Here is a 16154-nt window from a genome sequence, read left to right on the forward strand (position 1 = left end):
GATACGGCTGATGACGCCCGCTGACCGTGACGCGCTAGCTCAGTCCCTCTCACGCACCACGGCGGACACCTGCCCCTGCGCGCGATGCCTTCGGCTTCCCCCGCCGTGCCCCTTCCCCGATCGGCTTGAACGCCACGGGGGCGACGAAGCGCGTCCAGGCCCAGCTTGCCAGTCGAACGACCAGACGCACGACCAGCAGCGCCCACAGCAGCATCAGCGCCCGGTAGACGATCACCCAGGCGGAGATCATCTCGGGCTGCGGCAGTGCCACCCATGCCTCACCTTCGACCCGGTCCTGATACCACTGCAGCGCATCGGCGCTCGATCCGTTGCCGGCGATGTGCATCTCGGGCTGGCCGAGCAGGCTTGACGGGATCGAGTCGAGCAGCGTGGCGAAGGCCGCGACGGTCAGCAGCGCCAGCACCAGTTGCACGAGGTTGTGTCGCCACGCCGAGGCCTTCGGTGACAACCACGTGCGCGCATGGAAGGCGAGCACCCAGACCACCACGACCACCGCGGCAAGGAGCGATTGCGTCAGTCCGACGAGGAGCACGAACCAATCGAGACGCTTGAGCGGGATCCCGCGAATCGCCCCGAACACCAGGGCCGCGACGACAACGGCGATCAGCAGCGCCCAGAAGGTCACGGCAGGCCCCATGGAGGGGCCGGCGGTCCAGACCACCCATCGATCCTCGGCGGGCATCACCTTGACGCTGAGGTTCGTCGCAGCGGTTACGCCAAGCTCGACCGGTGCGACCCGGTAGCGTGTCGCGATCGCCGCCTCGGCGTCCCAGCTCACCAGAACCCGATGGAGACCGGGATCGATCGGGACCTGAAGCTCCACCCGGCCATCCTCCAGCGCGGTCTCTCGGACGTGCCGTCTGGAGCCATCCACCTCGAGCGCCTCGAAGCGCGACCCGGCGGCCAGCCTGATCGGCAGCACATCCCCCTGACTGGACTGGATGCTGACCTCCAGTGTGTAGCGGGAGCCCTTGGCCCGCGGCATGACGGTCAGGGTCGAGGCGCGCACCGTCATGGTTGCGGCCGGCACCGGCTTGGGCCGGGTCACGTTGAGTTCGATGCGCTGTCCCGGCCAGGGTCTCCAGGTCCGCAGCGCCCCCTGCTGGAGCGCCGCGACGCCCTCATCCTCGACCGCCTCGACGCGCCACAAGGGGGACTCCGCGATCGCCCAGGTCTCGCTGAATGCGCCCCCGCCCGGGCTCTCCAGACGAATGCGATCGGCGAATTCCAGCTCGCTGGTCCAGCGACGCTCGGTCTGGCCGGCGCGGAACGGGATCTCGATGCGTCCATCGCGAACGGACAGACCCGAGGAGACGACACGCTCGCCCTCGAGCAGGGGCACCAGCACGACGGCGCTGTCGCTGCTGCTCGACAGGCGCTGCACCCGCGTCGAGACCGTCCACTTGGAGCCGAAGGAGATGGTCCTGAGCACCCGGGTGAAGGGTTCGAGTCCCGCGGTATCGGGCGCGCTCGCGTCCCCGGCCTCAGCGCGCTGCCGGGGCGCGATGCTGAGACTGCCGTTGGACAGCCCGAGCGCGGAGACGCCATCGACGCGCCAGACGTCCGGGGCCTCGACCCGGATTTGCTGCGGCGGGGCGTTGAGCGTCAGGGTCAGACCGCCGGGCGGGATGGCGCCGGACAGCTCGAGGCTGTGTCGCCCGGCGGGCACGCGGACGTACCTGATCCGCGATGCGCCATCCGCGCGCACCGGTGTCGTCTCGCCGTCGAGCAGGACCGCCCGTGGCTGCCACTCGGAGCGCCGCGCCGGGAGCGGATAGGCGGTCTCGTGCAGGGCGGAGACGTCCAGGAGCAGCCGCAGCGTCCACCCCTGCTGGTCCTCGGCGCGGGAGATCACCACCCGCATGTCGCCCGAGGACGCACAGTTGGGCGCGCACTCGGGGGAGCGGAGCAGGTGCGAACGCAGCTCTTCGATCAACGTGTCCGACGGATAGCCGACGGACTGGGCGAGCGCCTCGTCGCTGACGAAGAGCGCGGGGCTCGACAGCACCGCCACGGCGATCAGCGCAACGGTGGGCGACGAGGACCGGGCGGCGCCGACATCGAGCGTCATCGCCTCCTCGTCCGATGCCACGGGCCGGTCGCGATAGGTCCGGTAGCCGCGGAAGGCCAATGCCACCAGCAACACGATGAGACCGCCCGCGCCGATCAGCTTCGCGGCGCCGAACATCATCGGCGTGAGCAGATAGAGCGAGGCGGACTCGAAGGCATCCGGGACGTTCGGCACCTGCCAGGCAAGGGTGGTCTGGTTGCCGCGCCAGGTGGGCAGTCCCGGCCCGGTACCGATCTTGGCCTCGGCATCGACGATCACCTGCAGGCGACCACCGTCCTGATCGAGGCCCAGATAGTCAGAAGGCGCGGCGGCCTTGCCCCGCATGGGCGCGGATGAGGGCATCGCCATCTCGGGCTCGGCGAGCCCCATCGCGCGGTTCGGGCTGGACAACGCCGCGTCGTAGCGGTTGGCGAAGTTGCGATCAAGCTGCGGAAACAGCGACGTCTTGACCGCATAGACCGTGTAGGAGGCGACGAACACGGCGAGCGCGACGAACAGCGCCGTGGCGATCCCGCCGACGAGGTTGCCGAGACGCGGGATGTCGCGCTGGTAGCACGCCCGCGTCAGGATGCCGAGGAGGATGACGGCGATCCACAGCGACCCGCCGCCGAAGGGCAACTGCCAGGTCAGCGCCCCGACGATCACCCACAGCACGCCGGCCCAGAGGCCCAGGGCCTTGACGAAGAGCGCGGCGACCAGGATGAGCAGGAACAGATCGAGCAGGTTCCACTTGGTGAGCCAGGTCCGCGGGAGGTTGTCGGTGCCGAAGGCGGCGACGGCCAGCCACCCCGCCGGCAGGTTGATGGTGGTGTTGACCGAGTCGAACACCGCGCTCTCGGCCACCCAGCCATTGCTCGCGAGCCGCAGGGGGAAGGTGCCGGACTGCTCGGGATCGGGCTCCAGACGCCCCTCCGCGGTGAGCGCGAGTCGCCCCGCCGGTACCTCGATCCCGTCCAGCGACACCGCCGCGTCGTCCGCGGCGATCTCCGAGAGCACCCACGGTGTGCCGTTCAGCTCGAGACGGCCGATGTCCAGGGGCGACGAGAAGCGGCCCGGTGCGAACAGCTCGCCGGTGATGCTGTCGCGGAACGTCAGCCCGCGACCGGAGAAGTCGAGCCACGCCTCGCGGCGCAGGTCCACACGCCCGACGCCCGAGCCGATATCGGCGAGCAACTGCACATCGAGTGATCCGGCCTTGCCGGCCTCGGCCAGGAAGGCGCGATCGCCGCGCCACGACTCGGGGATCTCGGTCTGGCTGGGGTCGATCTGATCCAGCCCGGTGAAGCCGAGAGAACGAAGCTCCGGCACCACCTGGAACGACCACAGCTCCCTGCCGGGCCAGCCCTCGCCGGTGACATCGGGGACCGGGATGCTGAGGATGTCGCCGGTGGCGTGCGCCAGGACGTCGACCGAGTGCGCGCCCTGCCCGACCTGGATCTCGAGCCGCCCCGCCTGATCGATGCCCACCGGGAGCGCGCTCTCGACCTGATGGGGGACGAAGCCCTCGGGCAGGAAGTCCGCGAACGTCAGGGATCGCTCGCGCCCGGTCACGGAGATCACCAGCCGGGTGACGACGACCATCGGGTTGCCATCGGTGAAGCGCCGGAAGACCTTGATCGACAGCGAGTCCTGGGGCGCCGCCGGCGTCGCCTCGCGAGGCCGCTGAAGCCAGAGATCGCCGTTGTCGTCGAGCCTGAGCGGCGTGCCGTCGGCCGCCAGCACCACCCCGACCTGCCGGGGGATGGACAGCTGCGTCGGACGCCGAAGCCACGCGATCTCGCCCTCGACGCGGGCGGATGCGCGGGGGCCATCCAGGAACAGGAACGGCTTCCCGTCCCGATCGACCACGGTCGCGGGCGCGCCGTCGAGCGTCACCTCGGTCGGCCAGGCCCCGCGTTGACCGGGGAGCGGCAGCCAGCCCCGCTCGAGCAAGGTCCAGGGTTGTCGGAAGCTCATCGCCTCGCGCCCGATCGACAGGACGAGCGGCCCCGGCCAGGCACACACGGGATCGAGGGTGGCGCCGGCGGCCAGCGCGGGGGTGCAGCCGAGCGCGGCGGCCTGGTCTCGCAGCGCCCACGGGACCCATGCCTGCAGCTCGGCAGGAACGCCGGTGAGCCGCCAGTCCTCCACGCGGTCGATTGGCTGCGCCTCGATCATCGCGCCCGATGCCGCCTCCTGGCCCGGAGACACAACCTCTGACGCCGATTGGGCGAGCGTCGTCGCCGGCAGGAGCAGCACGGCGAGGGCGACGAAGAGCCCAGCCACGGGCGCCAAGGCCGGGATGCCGAGAGGCACGCCGGTGTGCTCGCGGGCGCTGCGCTTCGGGTGTGCTGAGCGAGACATCGCGTCCCCTCCCTGTGGCGTCGATGATGGATTGGGTGCGCTGGAGGGTCGCAGTCGGGCCGCGCGGCACATGCGCGTCAAGGGGACAATCACCGGGCTGGCGCTCCTCGTCTGCGACGCCTCGCATCATACAGCCGTTCGTCGAGCCCGAGCGAACGCCTCGGGCCGCCCCACGCAGGCGCCCTGGTCTCGCACCGATCTCGCGGCGGCTCGGCACGAAGGCGACCCCGACCGGCATGCCCGCAAGGATGCCGTCTCGCGGAACCGCTAGAATCGGTGCGACGGCACGGCTGATGGCGCCTCCCCGGAGACGATCGCGACAGCGCCTCGGCTGCGCCCCACGGACCCACCCATCACCGGACGACACGACCACCATGCACGCCGAACTGACCTCCCTGGGCTGGACCGACTGGTTCGAGGACAAGCTCGACCCCGCCCCAGACACGCGGCTCGCCCGCGTCGCCGCGGTCGATCGCGACCAGCTGTTGCTGCTCGACGAGACCGGCCCGTTCCGCGCCAGGCTCGCCGGTCGCTATCTCCATCGCCACCCACACCCCGACGCACAGCCCTGCGTCGGTGACTGGGTGTGCGTGGAGGGCGGCCCGGACGACGACTTCGGCATCGTCCATGCCCTGCTCGCGCGGCGCACCGCGCTGCGCCGCAAGGTCGCCGGGAACAGCAGTGAGCCGCAGATGATCGCGGCGAACCTCGACTGCGCGGTGATCGTCCAGTCCTGCCACTTCGACTTCAATCTGAGGCGCCTGGAGCGTTATCTGGTGATGGTGACCGATGGCGGCGCCGAGCCCTACATCCTGCTGACCAAGACCGATCTGGTCGCACCAGAGGTGCTTGAGGCCCAGATCGCGGAGATCCGTGACGCCGGCATCAACGCACCGGTGCTGACGCTGAGCAGCGTGACCCGGGAGGGGCTGGAGACGCTCGAACTGCTGCTCACCCCGGGCAGGACCTATTGCTTCGTCGGCTCGTCCGGCGTCGGCAAGAGCACCCTGATCAACCTGCTGACCGATCAGGCACGCCAGGAGACCGGCGGCGTCAGTGGCACCGGCGAGGGACGTCACACCACGGTACGGCGCGAGCTGATGCGGCTCGCCGGCGGCGCGCTGGTCATCGACAACCCCGGGATGCGCGAGTTCGGCGTCATCGGCGCCGAGGACGGTCTCGACGCCAGCTATGGCGAGATCACCGCGCTCGCGCAGCACTGCCGCTACCGCGACTGCACCCATACCGACGAGCCCGGATGCGCTATCCTGCAGGCGGTGGAGGTCGGGGCAATCGGTCGGGCACAGCTCGACAGCTATCTAAAGCTCCGGGAGGAATCCGCCTTCCACCAGCGCTCCCATGCCGAGCGGCGCAAGAAGGACCGCGACTTCGGCAAATACCTCAAATCGGCGAAGAAACAGCTGAGACGCTGACCCGAGGCGACAGGATTCGGCTCAATCGGCACGCGGTCCGGTGGCACGGCTCGATCGGTGAGGCGCTCGCCTCACCGCTCGCATCACTGCAGATCGGCGCCAGGAGCGCGCGCAAGGACATCGTCTCGATCACTGGACCAGCGAGGTATTCGCGCATGAGACCTACCGTGACCGCACTCGGCCTCTCCTTGATCCTGCTCGTCGGACTACCACCGGCCATCCAGGCCGAACCCATGGTGCAGATCGACAGACCCGACCCGACGGACGTCCGTCCCCCGCAACGACCGGACCCAGACGACCTGCACGTCGCCCACCCGCCGCTCGAGATCCGCTATCAGTGCCCGCCCGGCTGGACGACCTCGGTCGGCAGCTTCGAGCCGCACCAGACGACGGTCTGCGTACCCGAGGACGTCCCGCAGCGCATGCCCTGCCCACCGGGCACCGTCCTCACCAGGACCTCATGCAGCATCTCCTGCCAGATGTTCAATTAATCGTCCGACGGACCGCCCCGGGGCACCCCCACCCCGGGGCGACCTCGCACACTCAGAAAAAGCCCAGCGGGCTGGTGCTGTAGCTCACCAGCATGTTCTTGGTCTGCTGGTAGTGGTCGAGCGCCTTCTTGTGGGTCTCGCGCCCGATGCCCGACTTTTTGTAGCCGCCGAAGGCCGAGTGCGCGGGATAGGCGTGGTAGCAGTTGACCCAGACGCGTCCGGCCTGGATCGCGCGACTGGCACGGTAGGCGCGGTTGGTGTCGCGGGTCCAGACCCCGGCGCCGAGCCCGAACTCGGTGTCGTTGGCGATAGCGATGGCCTCGGCCTCGTCGCGGAAGGTGGTCACGCCGACCACCGGGCCGAAGATCTCCTCCTGGAAGACCTTCATGTCGTTGCGTCCCTTGAGCAGGGTCGGCTGCACGTAGTAGCCGGTGCTCAGACAGCCCTCGAGGCACTCGGCACCGCCGCCGATCAACACCTCGGCGCCCTCCTCGCGACCGATATCAAGATAGGACATGATGCGCTCGAACTGCTCCTGCGAGGCCTGGGCGCCGACCTGGGTGTCGGTGTCGAGCGGGTTGCCGCGCTTGATACGCGCCGCGCGCTCGATCACCCGGCCGATGAAGTCCTCGTAGATGTCCTCCTGGATCAGCGCCCGCGACGGACAGGTGCAGACCTCGCCCTGGTTGAAGAAGGCCAGCACCAGCCCCTCGACGCACTTGTCGAGATAGTCGTCCTCGTGACGGAGGATGTCGCTGAAATAGATGTTGGGCGACTTGCCGCCGAGTTCGACGGTCGAGGGGATGAGCTTGTCGGCGGCACAGCGCAGGATGTGCTGGCCGACCGGAGTCGAGCCGGTGAAGGCGATCTTGGCGATGCGCTCGCTGGTGGCCAGCGCCTGCCCGGCCTCCTCGCCGAGGCCGTTGACGACGTTGATCACGCCGGGCGGCAGCAGGTCGGCGATCAGCTCCATGAAGAGCATGATCGAGGCCGGGGTCTGCTCGGCGGGCTTGAGCACCGAGCAGTTGCCCGCGGCCAGCGCCGGGGCGAGCTTCCAGGCGGCCATCAGCAGCGGGAAGTTCCAGGGGATGATCTGCCCGACCACGCCCAGCGGCTCGTGGACGTGATAGGCGACGGTGTGCTCGTCGATCTCGGCCATCGAGCCTTCCTGGGCACGGATACAGCCGGCGAAGTAGCGGAAATGGTCGGCGGCCAGCGGGATGTCGGCGGCCAGGGTCTCGCGCACCGCCTTGCCGTTGTCCCAGCTCTCGGCCACCGCCAGCATCTCCAGGTTGGCCTCGATCCGATCGGCGACCTTGAGCAGCAGGTTGGAACGCTCGGTGACCGAGGTCCGCCCCCAGGCCGGTGCGGCGGCGTGGGCGGCGTCGAGCGCCAGGGCAATGTCGGCAGCATCGGAGCGGGCCACCTGACAGAACACCTGGCCGTTGACCGGGCTGACGTTGTCCAGGTAACGGCCATTGACCGGGGCGACCCACTCGCCACCGATGAAGTTCTCATAGCGCTCGGCGAAGCGCACCACGGCGCCGGGATCACCAGGGTTGGCATAGATCATGGCTCAGATCCTCCTGTTGTCTGCATCGCTTGAGCCGACCCGCGTCGGCGAGGCGGCAACAGGACGTTAACGGGGCATACCCGTCGAATACTTGCCCCGCAGTCCCCAAGATTGGCCTGACAGTCCAGGCCCGGGACCACGGAGGGAACAGCATGCCGCCAAGCGTACCGATGTCGTTGAACACCGCCTTGCCATCGCAACCGCCGGTGGACCTGATCGAGAACCGCATGCTGTTCGCGCGTCACGCGGCCGAGCTGTCGATCTACGACACCTTCGCCCCGGCCCGCGACGTGCCGCTGCGCGCCGATGAGCTGCTCTACTGCGCGATGACCCAGGGCCGCAAGCGGATGCACGGTCCACACCCGGCGCACGACTTCCTGCCGCACCAGTCTTATGTGCTCGCCCCCGGCGAGCAGGTACTGATCGACTTCCCCGAGGCGACGCTGCAACGACCGACGCGCTGCCTGACCATCGCCGTCGAGCGCGAGCGACTGCGCCGGCTGTGCGACCGGCTCGATCGCCACGCGCCGCTGCCGCGCGGGAGCTGGCAGACGGTGCACCGGCACAGCTGGCACGGCCATCACTCGGAGGCCACCCAGGGCCTGCTCGAACGCATCGCCGGGAGCTTCCTCCAGGCCGACACCGACAACGATCTGGTGCTCGATCACGGCGTCGACGAGCTGCTGGGTCGGCTGCTGCGCCAGCAGGGGCGTGAGTTCCTGCTCGCCTGCGCCGCCGCCGAGCCCGATCACGACCCCTTCAGCGCAGTGCTCGACCACATCGAACATCATCTCGCCCAGCCGCTCGACATCGACCGGCTGTGCCGGCTGAGCTGCATGTCGCGCACCCGATTCTATGCCCGCTTCGCCGCCCTGCTCGGCTGCCCCCCCAACGCCTATCTGCTCGAGCGCCGACTGCACCGCGCCGCAGCACTGCTCGCCCAGGGGATGGCCGTCACCCGCGTCGCCTACGAGGTCGGCTTCCAGAGCCCGAGCCACTTCTCGCGCCGCTTCCAGGCCCGCTACGGGATCGCCCCCAGCCGCTACCGGGCGCACGCCGCCCCGCCCCCGCCCGACTGACTGGCTGGGTCGCTTCCGACTCGCCCGGGTTCTGGACTATGCTGCACCCTTGTCGCACTTCGGAGACATCGAGCATGGCCAAGGAACACCCAACCTCGGAAACCCGCGCCGACTGGCGCGACACCATCGACCACATCGCCTCGTCCGCACCGATCCGGCTCGCCCAGACGCTCGGGCTGCGTCTCAGCGTCACTGCGTTGCTGCTCGGCTGGCTGGCACTGCTGGTCGTCATCAACGCGCTCTACCCCATCGACGTCAGCGGTCTCTTCCTCTCGGCCGTCTTCATCACCCTCTATGTGCTGCCCGGGCTGATCGCCTATGACCGCGGACTGACCAAACGCCTGCGCATCACCGTCATCAATGTGCTCTTCGGCTGGACCCTCGTCGGCTGGGTCGGGTTGCTGCTCTGGGCACTGCTCGGCGATGGCGAACCCGTCCCGCAGGGCCGCGCCGAACCCCAGGCCTGACACCCACCCGTCCTCGATCGGCTCGGACCACCCCGCAATCGCCCCGACCTGGGCGAGCAGCACGGACACCCGGCGAGCAAAAGTCGCCGGGATTCCGTGACCTGAAACCCGGACACCCGATGACGACCGAGTTACAATCATGTGACAATCGCCCCGGGCGCATGGTCTGAAGGAGTTCGCGAAGCAAGGATTGCTCGCCCGAGGATCCAGTCGCCCGAGCACACGGATCACGCCCGGTCTTGACGTGACCCGCGCCCATCCAGGCGTCCCCAGCTATCACGTCCGACCCCGCCCGCATCGCCGCTCGGCAAGACAACGACCTGGACCACCCCGGTCGACACGCACAGCCAAGAACAACCGAGCCAACATGTCCCGCATCCATCTCAGCCTCGGCCGCAAGATCGGCCTGGCCCTCACCGTCATACTCGCCTTCATGCTGCTGATCGCGCTGATCGGCTGGAGCGGACTACAACGCACCGACAAGGTTCAGCAGGCGCTGATCAAGAGCTTCGAGCAGTCCAACTTCCAGTTGGTCAAGGAGATCGACCATCTGGTCTGGGTCAACGACCTCGGACTCAGCCTGCTGCTCGACCAGCCCTTCACCGGCGAACTCGACTCGCACCGATGTGACTTCGGCAAGTGGTACGACAGCCTGCGCGACGACCCGAGCTATGCGCGCTACCCCGAAGCGTTCCGCGCCGCCTTCGACACCATCGCGGTCCCGCATCGCGCCGTCCACGAGTCGGCCAAGCGGATCAACAGCGCACTACAGCGCGGCGATCACGACCAGGCGCTGCGCATCTATCGCAACGAGACCCTGGCCTATCTGCAGACCCTGCGTCATCTGTTCGGGGTGCTCGAGGAATCGCTCCAGGCTCAGCAGCAGGAGAGCATCGCCATCTCCACCGAGACCAGCCAACTGGCACGCTGGAGCATGCTCGGCGCGGCCAGCATCGCACTGGTACTGGCGGCCCTGCTCGGGGTGCTGCTCACCCGCCTGGTGGTCCGACCGGTGCGCGCCACCACCGCGCGACTGCGTGACATCGCCGAGGGCGAGGGCGACCTGACCCAGCGTCTCGAGGTCCATGGCAACGACGAGATCGCCGATCTCTCGCACGCCTTCAATGCCTTCATCGCGCGCATCCACTCGCTGGTCAGCCAGGTCGCCGGTGCCGCCAGCCAGCTCTCGAGTGCCGCCGAACAGCTCTCCGGGACCAGCACCGAGAGCCGCGAGCACGTCGCCCGGCAACAGCACGAGGTCGAGCAGGTCGCCACCGCGATGCACGAGATGGCCTCGACCGTGGCCGAGGTCGCACGCAACGCCGCCGAGGCCGCGCAAGCGGCTCAGAACACCGACGACGAGGCCGAGGCCGGCAGCGCCGTGGTCGGCGAGGCCAACACCACCATCGATGCGCTGGCCCTCGAGGTCGAGCGCGCGGCCGAGGCGATCTCGCGCCTCGCCGCCGACAGCGAGGAGATCGGCAAGGTGCTCGACGTGATCCGCGCCATCGCCGACCAGACCAATCTGCTCGCACTCAACGCCGCGATCGAGGCGGCACGCGCCGGTGAGCACGGGCGCGGCTTCGCGGTGGTCGCCGACGAGGTGCGCAACCTCGCCAGTCGCACCCAGGCCTCGACCACCGAGGTGCAGGAGATGATCGAGCGGCTGCAGGGCGGCGCGCTCGGCGCGGTCGAGGCGATGGAGCGCGGGCGCGCCAAGGCCGGCGAGGGTGTCGCCCAGACCACGCACGCCGCCGAGTCCTTCCAGACCATCACCCAGTCGATCGGCACCATCACCGACATGAATGCCCAGATCGCCAGCGCCGCCGAGGAGCAGTCCGCGGTCGCCGAGGAGGTCAACCGCAGCGTCTCCAACATCAACGACGGCACCGCGCACGCCGCCACCACCTCGGGCCAGATCGCCCATGCCAGCGAGGCCCTGGCCGCGCTCGCCCTCGAACTCCAGACCCTGCTCGGGCGTTTCCATATCTGAGCCGCCAGCCGCCAGCCGCCAGCCGCCAGCCGCCAGCCGCCAGCCGCACGGATTGAACCGCAAAGCCGCGAAGCACGCGAAGTGAATGATGTGTGATGTCGGCGTGAGGCCACAGACGGCGCGGGTCCGCACCCACTGGCGGCTGATCGCTGGCGGCTGGCGACTTATTCCCCTTTGCGTCCTTGGTGTCTTGGCGGTTCAAAATCCTGGTATCCGGATTCAAGAACCTCTTGCCGCGGCCGTTACTCAGGGATGGAACAGACTCGCCCCGGAGGCCCAGAGATGATCTCGCTCCACTCATCCGTCTCGCAGCTCCAATCGCTCACGACCCTGCGCTCGGGTAGCGGCGCCTCCGGCTCGTCGGCAACGACGCCCAGGGGTAACGCCGAAACCGGCTCGCAGCAGCAGGTGCTCGAGCGACTCGCCGCGCACATCCCCGGCATGGACGCCGATGCCGTGGGCAAGCTCGACGCCAAGGACTTCACCCCGGAGAAGGTCGCCAACCGCATCGCCGACGCGGTGGCCACCGGGCTGGAGAGCGCCCGCGCCCGTGGCCGCTCCGAGGCCGAGGTCGAACAGCTCTATCAGCAGGCCGTCGAGGGCGCACGCAAGGGCTTCGAGGAGGCGCGCGAGATCCTCTCCAACCTCGACATGCTCCAGGGTAAGGTCGCCGAACAGCTCGACGAGACCGAGCAACTGACCTTCGCCGCGCTCGATAGCCTGGCTCCGAGCAACGCAAGCAAACCGACGGACTTCGTTGCGGTGGTTGGTGCAAACGAACGCTTCCAGTATGCGGAATCGCTCTCGCTCGAGATCAACACCCGCGACGGCGACACCGTGCGCATCGACTTCAATCATCAATTCGACCACAGCCAGTCTGCGATGGTCGCGAGCGACGGAGAAACCGATCAGATCAAATACTTCAATATCTCTCGCACCAGTAGCGAGACGAACTACGGTTTCAGCGTCAAGGGTGATCTCGACGCCGAGGAACTCGATGCCATCCGTAACCTGGTGCAGGACACCAGCGAGCTGGCCAACACCTTCTTCCAAGGCGACGTGCAAGCCGCCTTCGCCCAGGCCGGCAGTCTCTCGTTCGACTCCAGCCAGCTCTCGCACATGGACCTCAACATGCGCTCGAGCGCGAGCTACTCAGTCACACAGGTACAGCGTTACCAGGAGACCCAGCAGCTCGGTGACATGGGGCGCGGTCAAGACATCAGCCGCAAACTCGATGACATGCTGAGCCAGATGCGGGAGACCTTCTCGCAGCCGCTCCTCAACAACGTTATCGAGGACGTCCCCTCCGCTGGCGCCGATCTGATGCGGGGCTTGGTGGAGCAGGACAGTCGCTTCATCACCGCCGAACCACGACAGCAGGATGACTATCGCGCACAGATGACCCAGCTACTCGATACCATCGCACCGGGGCGCGCTCGCGCCGATGACTGAGGACTACTCGGGCAGGTTGGGTGGATCCCAATCGTCGACCGACTCACCGGTCGCGCACGCTACACGCCATTGCGTGATCCGTTCGCACCGCGCGTGGCTCGCGGCGGTCAATTCGGCGGCGAGATCACGCACCGCCGGCGTCGTAGCGCGCGCGGCTTGCGCGGCGTAGAAGTCACGCTGCCGCGCCGCGTCCCTGATCCCCAGCTCCAGCACTCGAGCGACATCCATCAGGTAATCGACCTGCTCGAGATCACCACCGAGCACCAGCTCGGTGCCACCAACACTCCAGTCGAATTCCCAAGGGGCGAGACACGGCAGCCCCACGCCCTGCGTACGAGCCTCCACCCGCGCCACTTCTCGACCGGCGAACTCGGCCAGACGGCGGAACGCAGCAGCCGCCGGCTGGTTGTGATGCAGCGCCATCCCGGCGGCGAGTTCGGTATAGCGCTCGTGGCTGGCGTGTTCGAGTTCGAGCGCGTGGGCGAGCAGCGCCGCGAGTGAATTCGCCGGCTCCGGCCCCGCGCTCATGCCAGCAACCCCGACTCGATCTCCTCGAGCGTGCACGCGGGAGCCTGCTCGGCCCGCCAGGGCGTGAGGACGCGGCGAAACAGCAGCCCCAGGGTCTTGCCGTCATCGGCCTGGATCCGGCGCGCAGCTGCCACCGGATCGGTGCTCGGCCCCGTGTCATCGGCATGCACCCGGCCTTTCCAGTCGCGGTGCTCGGGCCTGAAGGTGGGACAGGGGGTGAGTACGTGCACCAGGGCGAATCCGGGATACTCGATCGCCTCGACCAGCAACCGGCTCAATCCTGCTGGATCGCCGGAGAAGCCCCGGGCGATGAATCCGGCGCCGGCGGCCAGGGCGATCGCGGTAGGCAGGAAGCGCGGCACCCCGGTGCCGTGCGGGGTGAGCTTGGCCTGCTGCCAGTCGGGTGCGGTGGTCGGCGAGGCCTGTCCCTTGGTCATGCCGTAGACCTCGTTGTCCATTACCACATAGGTGAGATCCTGGTTGCGCCGACAGGCGTGCAGGAAGTGATTACCGCCGATCGAGAAGCCGTCGCCGTCACCCCCGAGCACCAGCACGGTGAGTTCGGGGCGCACCGCCTTGAGACCGCCGGCGAGCGCCAGGGCGCGCCCGTGCACGCCGTGAAAACCGTAGGCGGCGACATAGGCCGGCAGCCGCGAGGAGCAACCGATGCCGGAGATCAGCGCCAGACGCTCGCACGGCAGCTCGAGATGGGCCAGCGCCCGGGTCAGCGCCGCGAGCACGCCGTGATGTCCGCAGCCCGGACACCACACCGGTGTCACCCCGGACTTGTAGTCACGGGCACGCAGGGTCGAGGTGGTCGGTGATTGCGACTCAGTCATCGGTCTCCTCCGCATCCAGCACCGCGGCGACGATCTCGCCCGGTCGCCACGCCAGGGGACCGGGCCGGGCCAGCGCGCGCGCCTGTGGTGGCAACACCCGCTGGGCATGGAGATGGGCGAACAGCTGGCCGTCCTGATTGAGTTCGACCACCAGTACGCACGGCGCGCCATCGAGCGCCTCGCGCAGCGCCGCGCGCGCCAGCGGGGCGATCAGCCGCAGCGCGATCGCCCGGGTCGGACGCCCCGCCGCGGTGAGCCGTGCGGCGGCCTCGAACACCGCCCCGGCGCTGCTGCCCCAGGTGACGAGACAGCGCTCACCCCGGCCCCAGATCTCGGCCCAGTCGGGCCCCGGATCGAGACCGTCGAGCTTGCGCGCGCGCTTGTCGAGCTGCAGGCGATGATCGGCGGCCAGGCTCGACGGCGTCCCCGAGGCGTCGTGCTCCAGTCCCTCGGCGACATAGCGACACCCCGACTGGCCGGGCGCGGGCATCGGCGAGCGTCCGTCGACGCTCGGCGCATAACGCAGGAAGGGCGCATCGAGGGGCCCGTCGGGCACCAGTCGGGGCGGCAGCAGCGGGGCCCGTGGCGGCGGATCGACGATGGCGCGCGACTGGCCGAGCGCCTGGTCGGAGAGCACGATGGCCACCGTCTGCAGGTGCTCGGCCAGCCCCACCGCCCACGCCAGGGTGAAGCAGCAATCGGCGATGCCGAGGGGCGCGAGCACCAGGTGCGGGGCGTCGCCGTGGAGCCCGTAGAGCGCGAGGCCGAGGTCGGACTGCTCGGTCTTGGTGGGGATCCCGGTCGAGGGACCGCCGCGCTGCACGTCGACCACCACCAGCGGGGTCTCGCTGGCCACCGCCAGCCCCAGCCCCTCGACCATCAGGCTCAGCCCGGGGCCGGAGGTGGCGGTCAGCGCCGCCACCCCGCCGAAGGCCGCGCCGATGACCATGTTCACCGCCGCCAGTTCGTCCTCGGCCTGGAGCAATTGCCCGCCCCGCTGCGGCAGACGCGGCGCCAGCCATTCGAGCAGCTCGGTCGCGGGGGTGATCGGGTAGGCGGCGACGAAGCGCACCCCGGCGCGCAGCGCGCCGAGACCGGCGGCCTCGTTACCGCTGAGGTTCCACAGCCCGGCAGCGCCGCCAACGGGCGCACACCCACCCTGCTCCACCAGCCCCAGCCCGGCCTCCAGACAGGCGATGGCCGCCGCGCGGGTGGCGGCGTCTTTGCTCGCCAGCACCCGCGCGCTGGCCGCGCTCAGCACCGCGTGAGACAACCCCAGCCAGCCACCGATCGCGCCCAGGGCGACCATGTTGGCGCGTCCCCCGGGGATCTCGGCGGCGCGCGCGGCGAGCGGCAGCGCCCGCACCCGTGCGCCACACTCGGTCAGACAGGGCGGTGGCGGCGCGCTGGCAGCGTCCTGGAGGATGAGGGTGTCGGCAACGATCGGCAGTTCGTCGACGAAGCGCTCGACATTGGCCCAGTCGAGCCCGAGCAGCAGGTCGAGCCGATCGGCCATGCAGGCGACCGGGCGCGAGGCGAAACGGATGGTGGCGGCCGACTCGCCGCCGCGGATCTGCGGACCGGCGGCGCGCGTCAGCAACCCGTGGACACCGGCGCGACCGAGCGCGGCGAGCAGGATCTGGGCGGTGGTGAGGGCGCCGTGACCACCTGCGCCGGTGATCGCCAGCATGCCCTCGGGGGCGACGGGGTCGCGATTGCACGGCATCGCGGGCACTCCTCCCAAGCCGGTGCGCCGCGCTCGGATCGGCGGCGCGAGGATGGGGTGCGAAGCGGTTTCGGGGACACCACGTTACACCCCCGTGCACCGATCATAGCCGCGACGCCAAGCGTCCCGGTTGATCTG

General features: G+C 69.2%; 11 protein-coding genes. 6 read left to right on the top strand and 5 right to left on the bottom strand.

All coding sequences use genetic code 11. The features are described 5' to 3' along the window. Window positions 1-49: 49 nt before the first annotated feature. Complete coding sequence (locus tag MARPU_RS13370) at window positions 50-4435, bottom strand: hypothetical protein (RefSeq protein ID WP_005221349.1); 4386 nt, start codon at window positions 4433-4435, stop codon at window positions 50-52. A 374-nt stretch (window positions 4436-4809) separates the two neighbouring features. Between MARPU_RS13370 and rsgA the strand changes: the two genes are divergently transcribed. Together rsgA and MARPU_RS13380 are read left to right on the top strand one after the other, a co-directional pair. Next, window positions 4810-5868, top strand: a complete 1059-nt coding sequence (gene rsgA / locus MARPU_RS13375) for a ribosome small subunit-dependent GTPase A (RefSeq protein WP_005221348.1) — start codon at window positions 4810-4812, stop codon at window positions 5866-5868. A gap of 167 nt (window positions 5869-6035) precedes the next feature. After that, entirely contained in the window at window positions 6036-6359 is a 324-nt protein-coding gene (locus MARPU_RS13380) for a hypothetical protein (protein WP_025275351.1), read from the top strand. A 52-nt stretch (window positions 6360-6411) separates the two neighbouring features. Here MARPU_RS13380 and exaC read toward each other — a convergent pair whose 3' ends face one another. Then, window positions 6412-7932 (bottom strand): acetaldehyde dehydrogenase ExaC, encoded by a 1521-nt coding sequence (exaC, locus tag MARPU_RS13385; protein ID WP_005221344.1) that lies wholly within the window; start codon window positions 7930-7932, stop codon window positions 6412-6414. Between the two features lie 152 nt (window positions 7933-8084). Here exaC and MARPU_RS13390 point away from each other — a divergent pair, with 152 nt between their 5' ends. From MARPU_RS13390 to MARPU_RS13405, 4 genes are all read left to right on the top strand, one after another. Beyond that, the gene (locus tag MARPU_RS13390; protein ID WP_005221343.1) at window positions 8085-9011 is read left to right on the top strand and encodes an AraC family transcriptional regulator; all 927 of its coding nucleotides are present in this window, start codon (window positions 8085-8087) and stop codon (window positions 9009-9011) included. Between the two features lie 74 nt (window positions 9012-9085). Beyond that, entirely contained in the window at window positions 9086-9478 is a 393-nt protein-coding gene (locus MARPU_RS16810; protein WP_005221341.1) for a superinfection immunity protein, read from the top strand. Window positions 9479-9845: 367 nt separating this feature from the next. Next, window positions 9846-11471, top strand: coding sequence for a methyl-accepting chemotaxis protein (locus MARPU_RS13400; protein ID WP_005221339.1), 1626 nt, complete (start codon window positions 9846-9848; stop codon window positions 11469-11471). Window positions 11472-11753: 282 nt separating this feature from the next. Further along, window positions 11754-12923 carry a DUF5610 domain-containing protein gene (locus tag MARPU_RS13405; RefSeq protein ID WP_005221337.1) on the top strand — a complete coding sequence of 390 codons (1170 nt, stop codon included), beginning with the start codon at window positions 11754-11756 and terminating at the stop codon, window positions 12921-12923. 3 nt (window positions 12924-12926) lie between these two features. Here MARPU_RS13405 and MARPU_RS16815 read toward each other — a convergent pair whose 3' ends face one another. Genes MARPU_RS16815 through MARPU_RS13420 form a run of 3 tightly spaced genes read right to left on the bottom strand, consistent with a single transcriptional unit; the run spans window position 12927 to window position 16016 of the window. Next, window positions 12927-13451: a ferritin family protein gene (locus MARPU_RS16815; RefSeq protein WP_005221335.1), complete on the bottom strand. Its 525-nt coding sequence runs from the start codon at window positions 13449-13451 to the stop codon at window positions 12927-12929. Further along, window positions 13448-14290 carry a thiamine pyrophosphate-dependent enzyme gene (locus tag MARPU_RS13415; protein ID WP_005221333.1) on the bottom strand — a complete coding sequence of 281 codons (843 nt, stop codon included), beginning with the start codon at window positions 14288-14290 and terminating at the stop codon, window positions 13448-13450. Before MARPU_RS13415 ends, MARPU_RS16815 begins: the two co-directional genes overlap by 4 nt. Then, entirely contained in the window at window positions 14283-16016 is a 1734-nt protein-coding gene (locus tag MARPU_RS13420; RefSeq protein ID WP_005221331.1) for a 2-oxoacid:acceptor oxidoreductase family protein, read from the bottom strand. Before MARPU_RS13420 ends, MARPU_RS13415 begins: the two co-directional genes overlap by 8 nt. Window positions 16017-16154: the final 138 nt, after the last annotated feature.

The organism is Marichromatium purpuratum 984, from assembly GCF_000224005.2.
In the GTDB taxonomy this organism is placed as follows: domain Bacteria; phylum Pseudomonadota; class Gammaproteobacteria; order Chromatiales; family Chromatiaceae; genus Marichromatium; species Marichromatium purpuratum.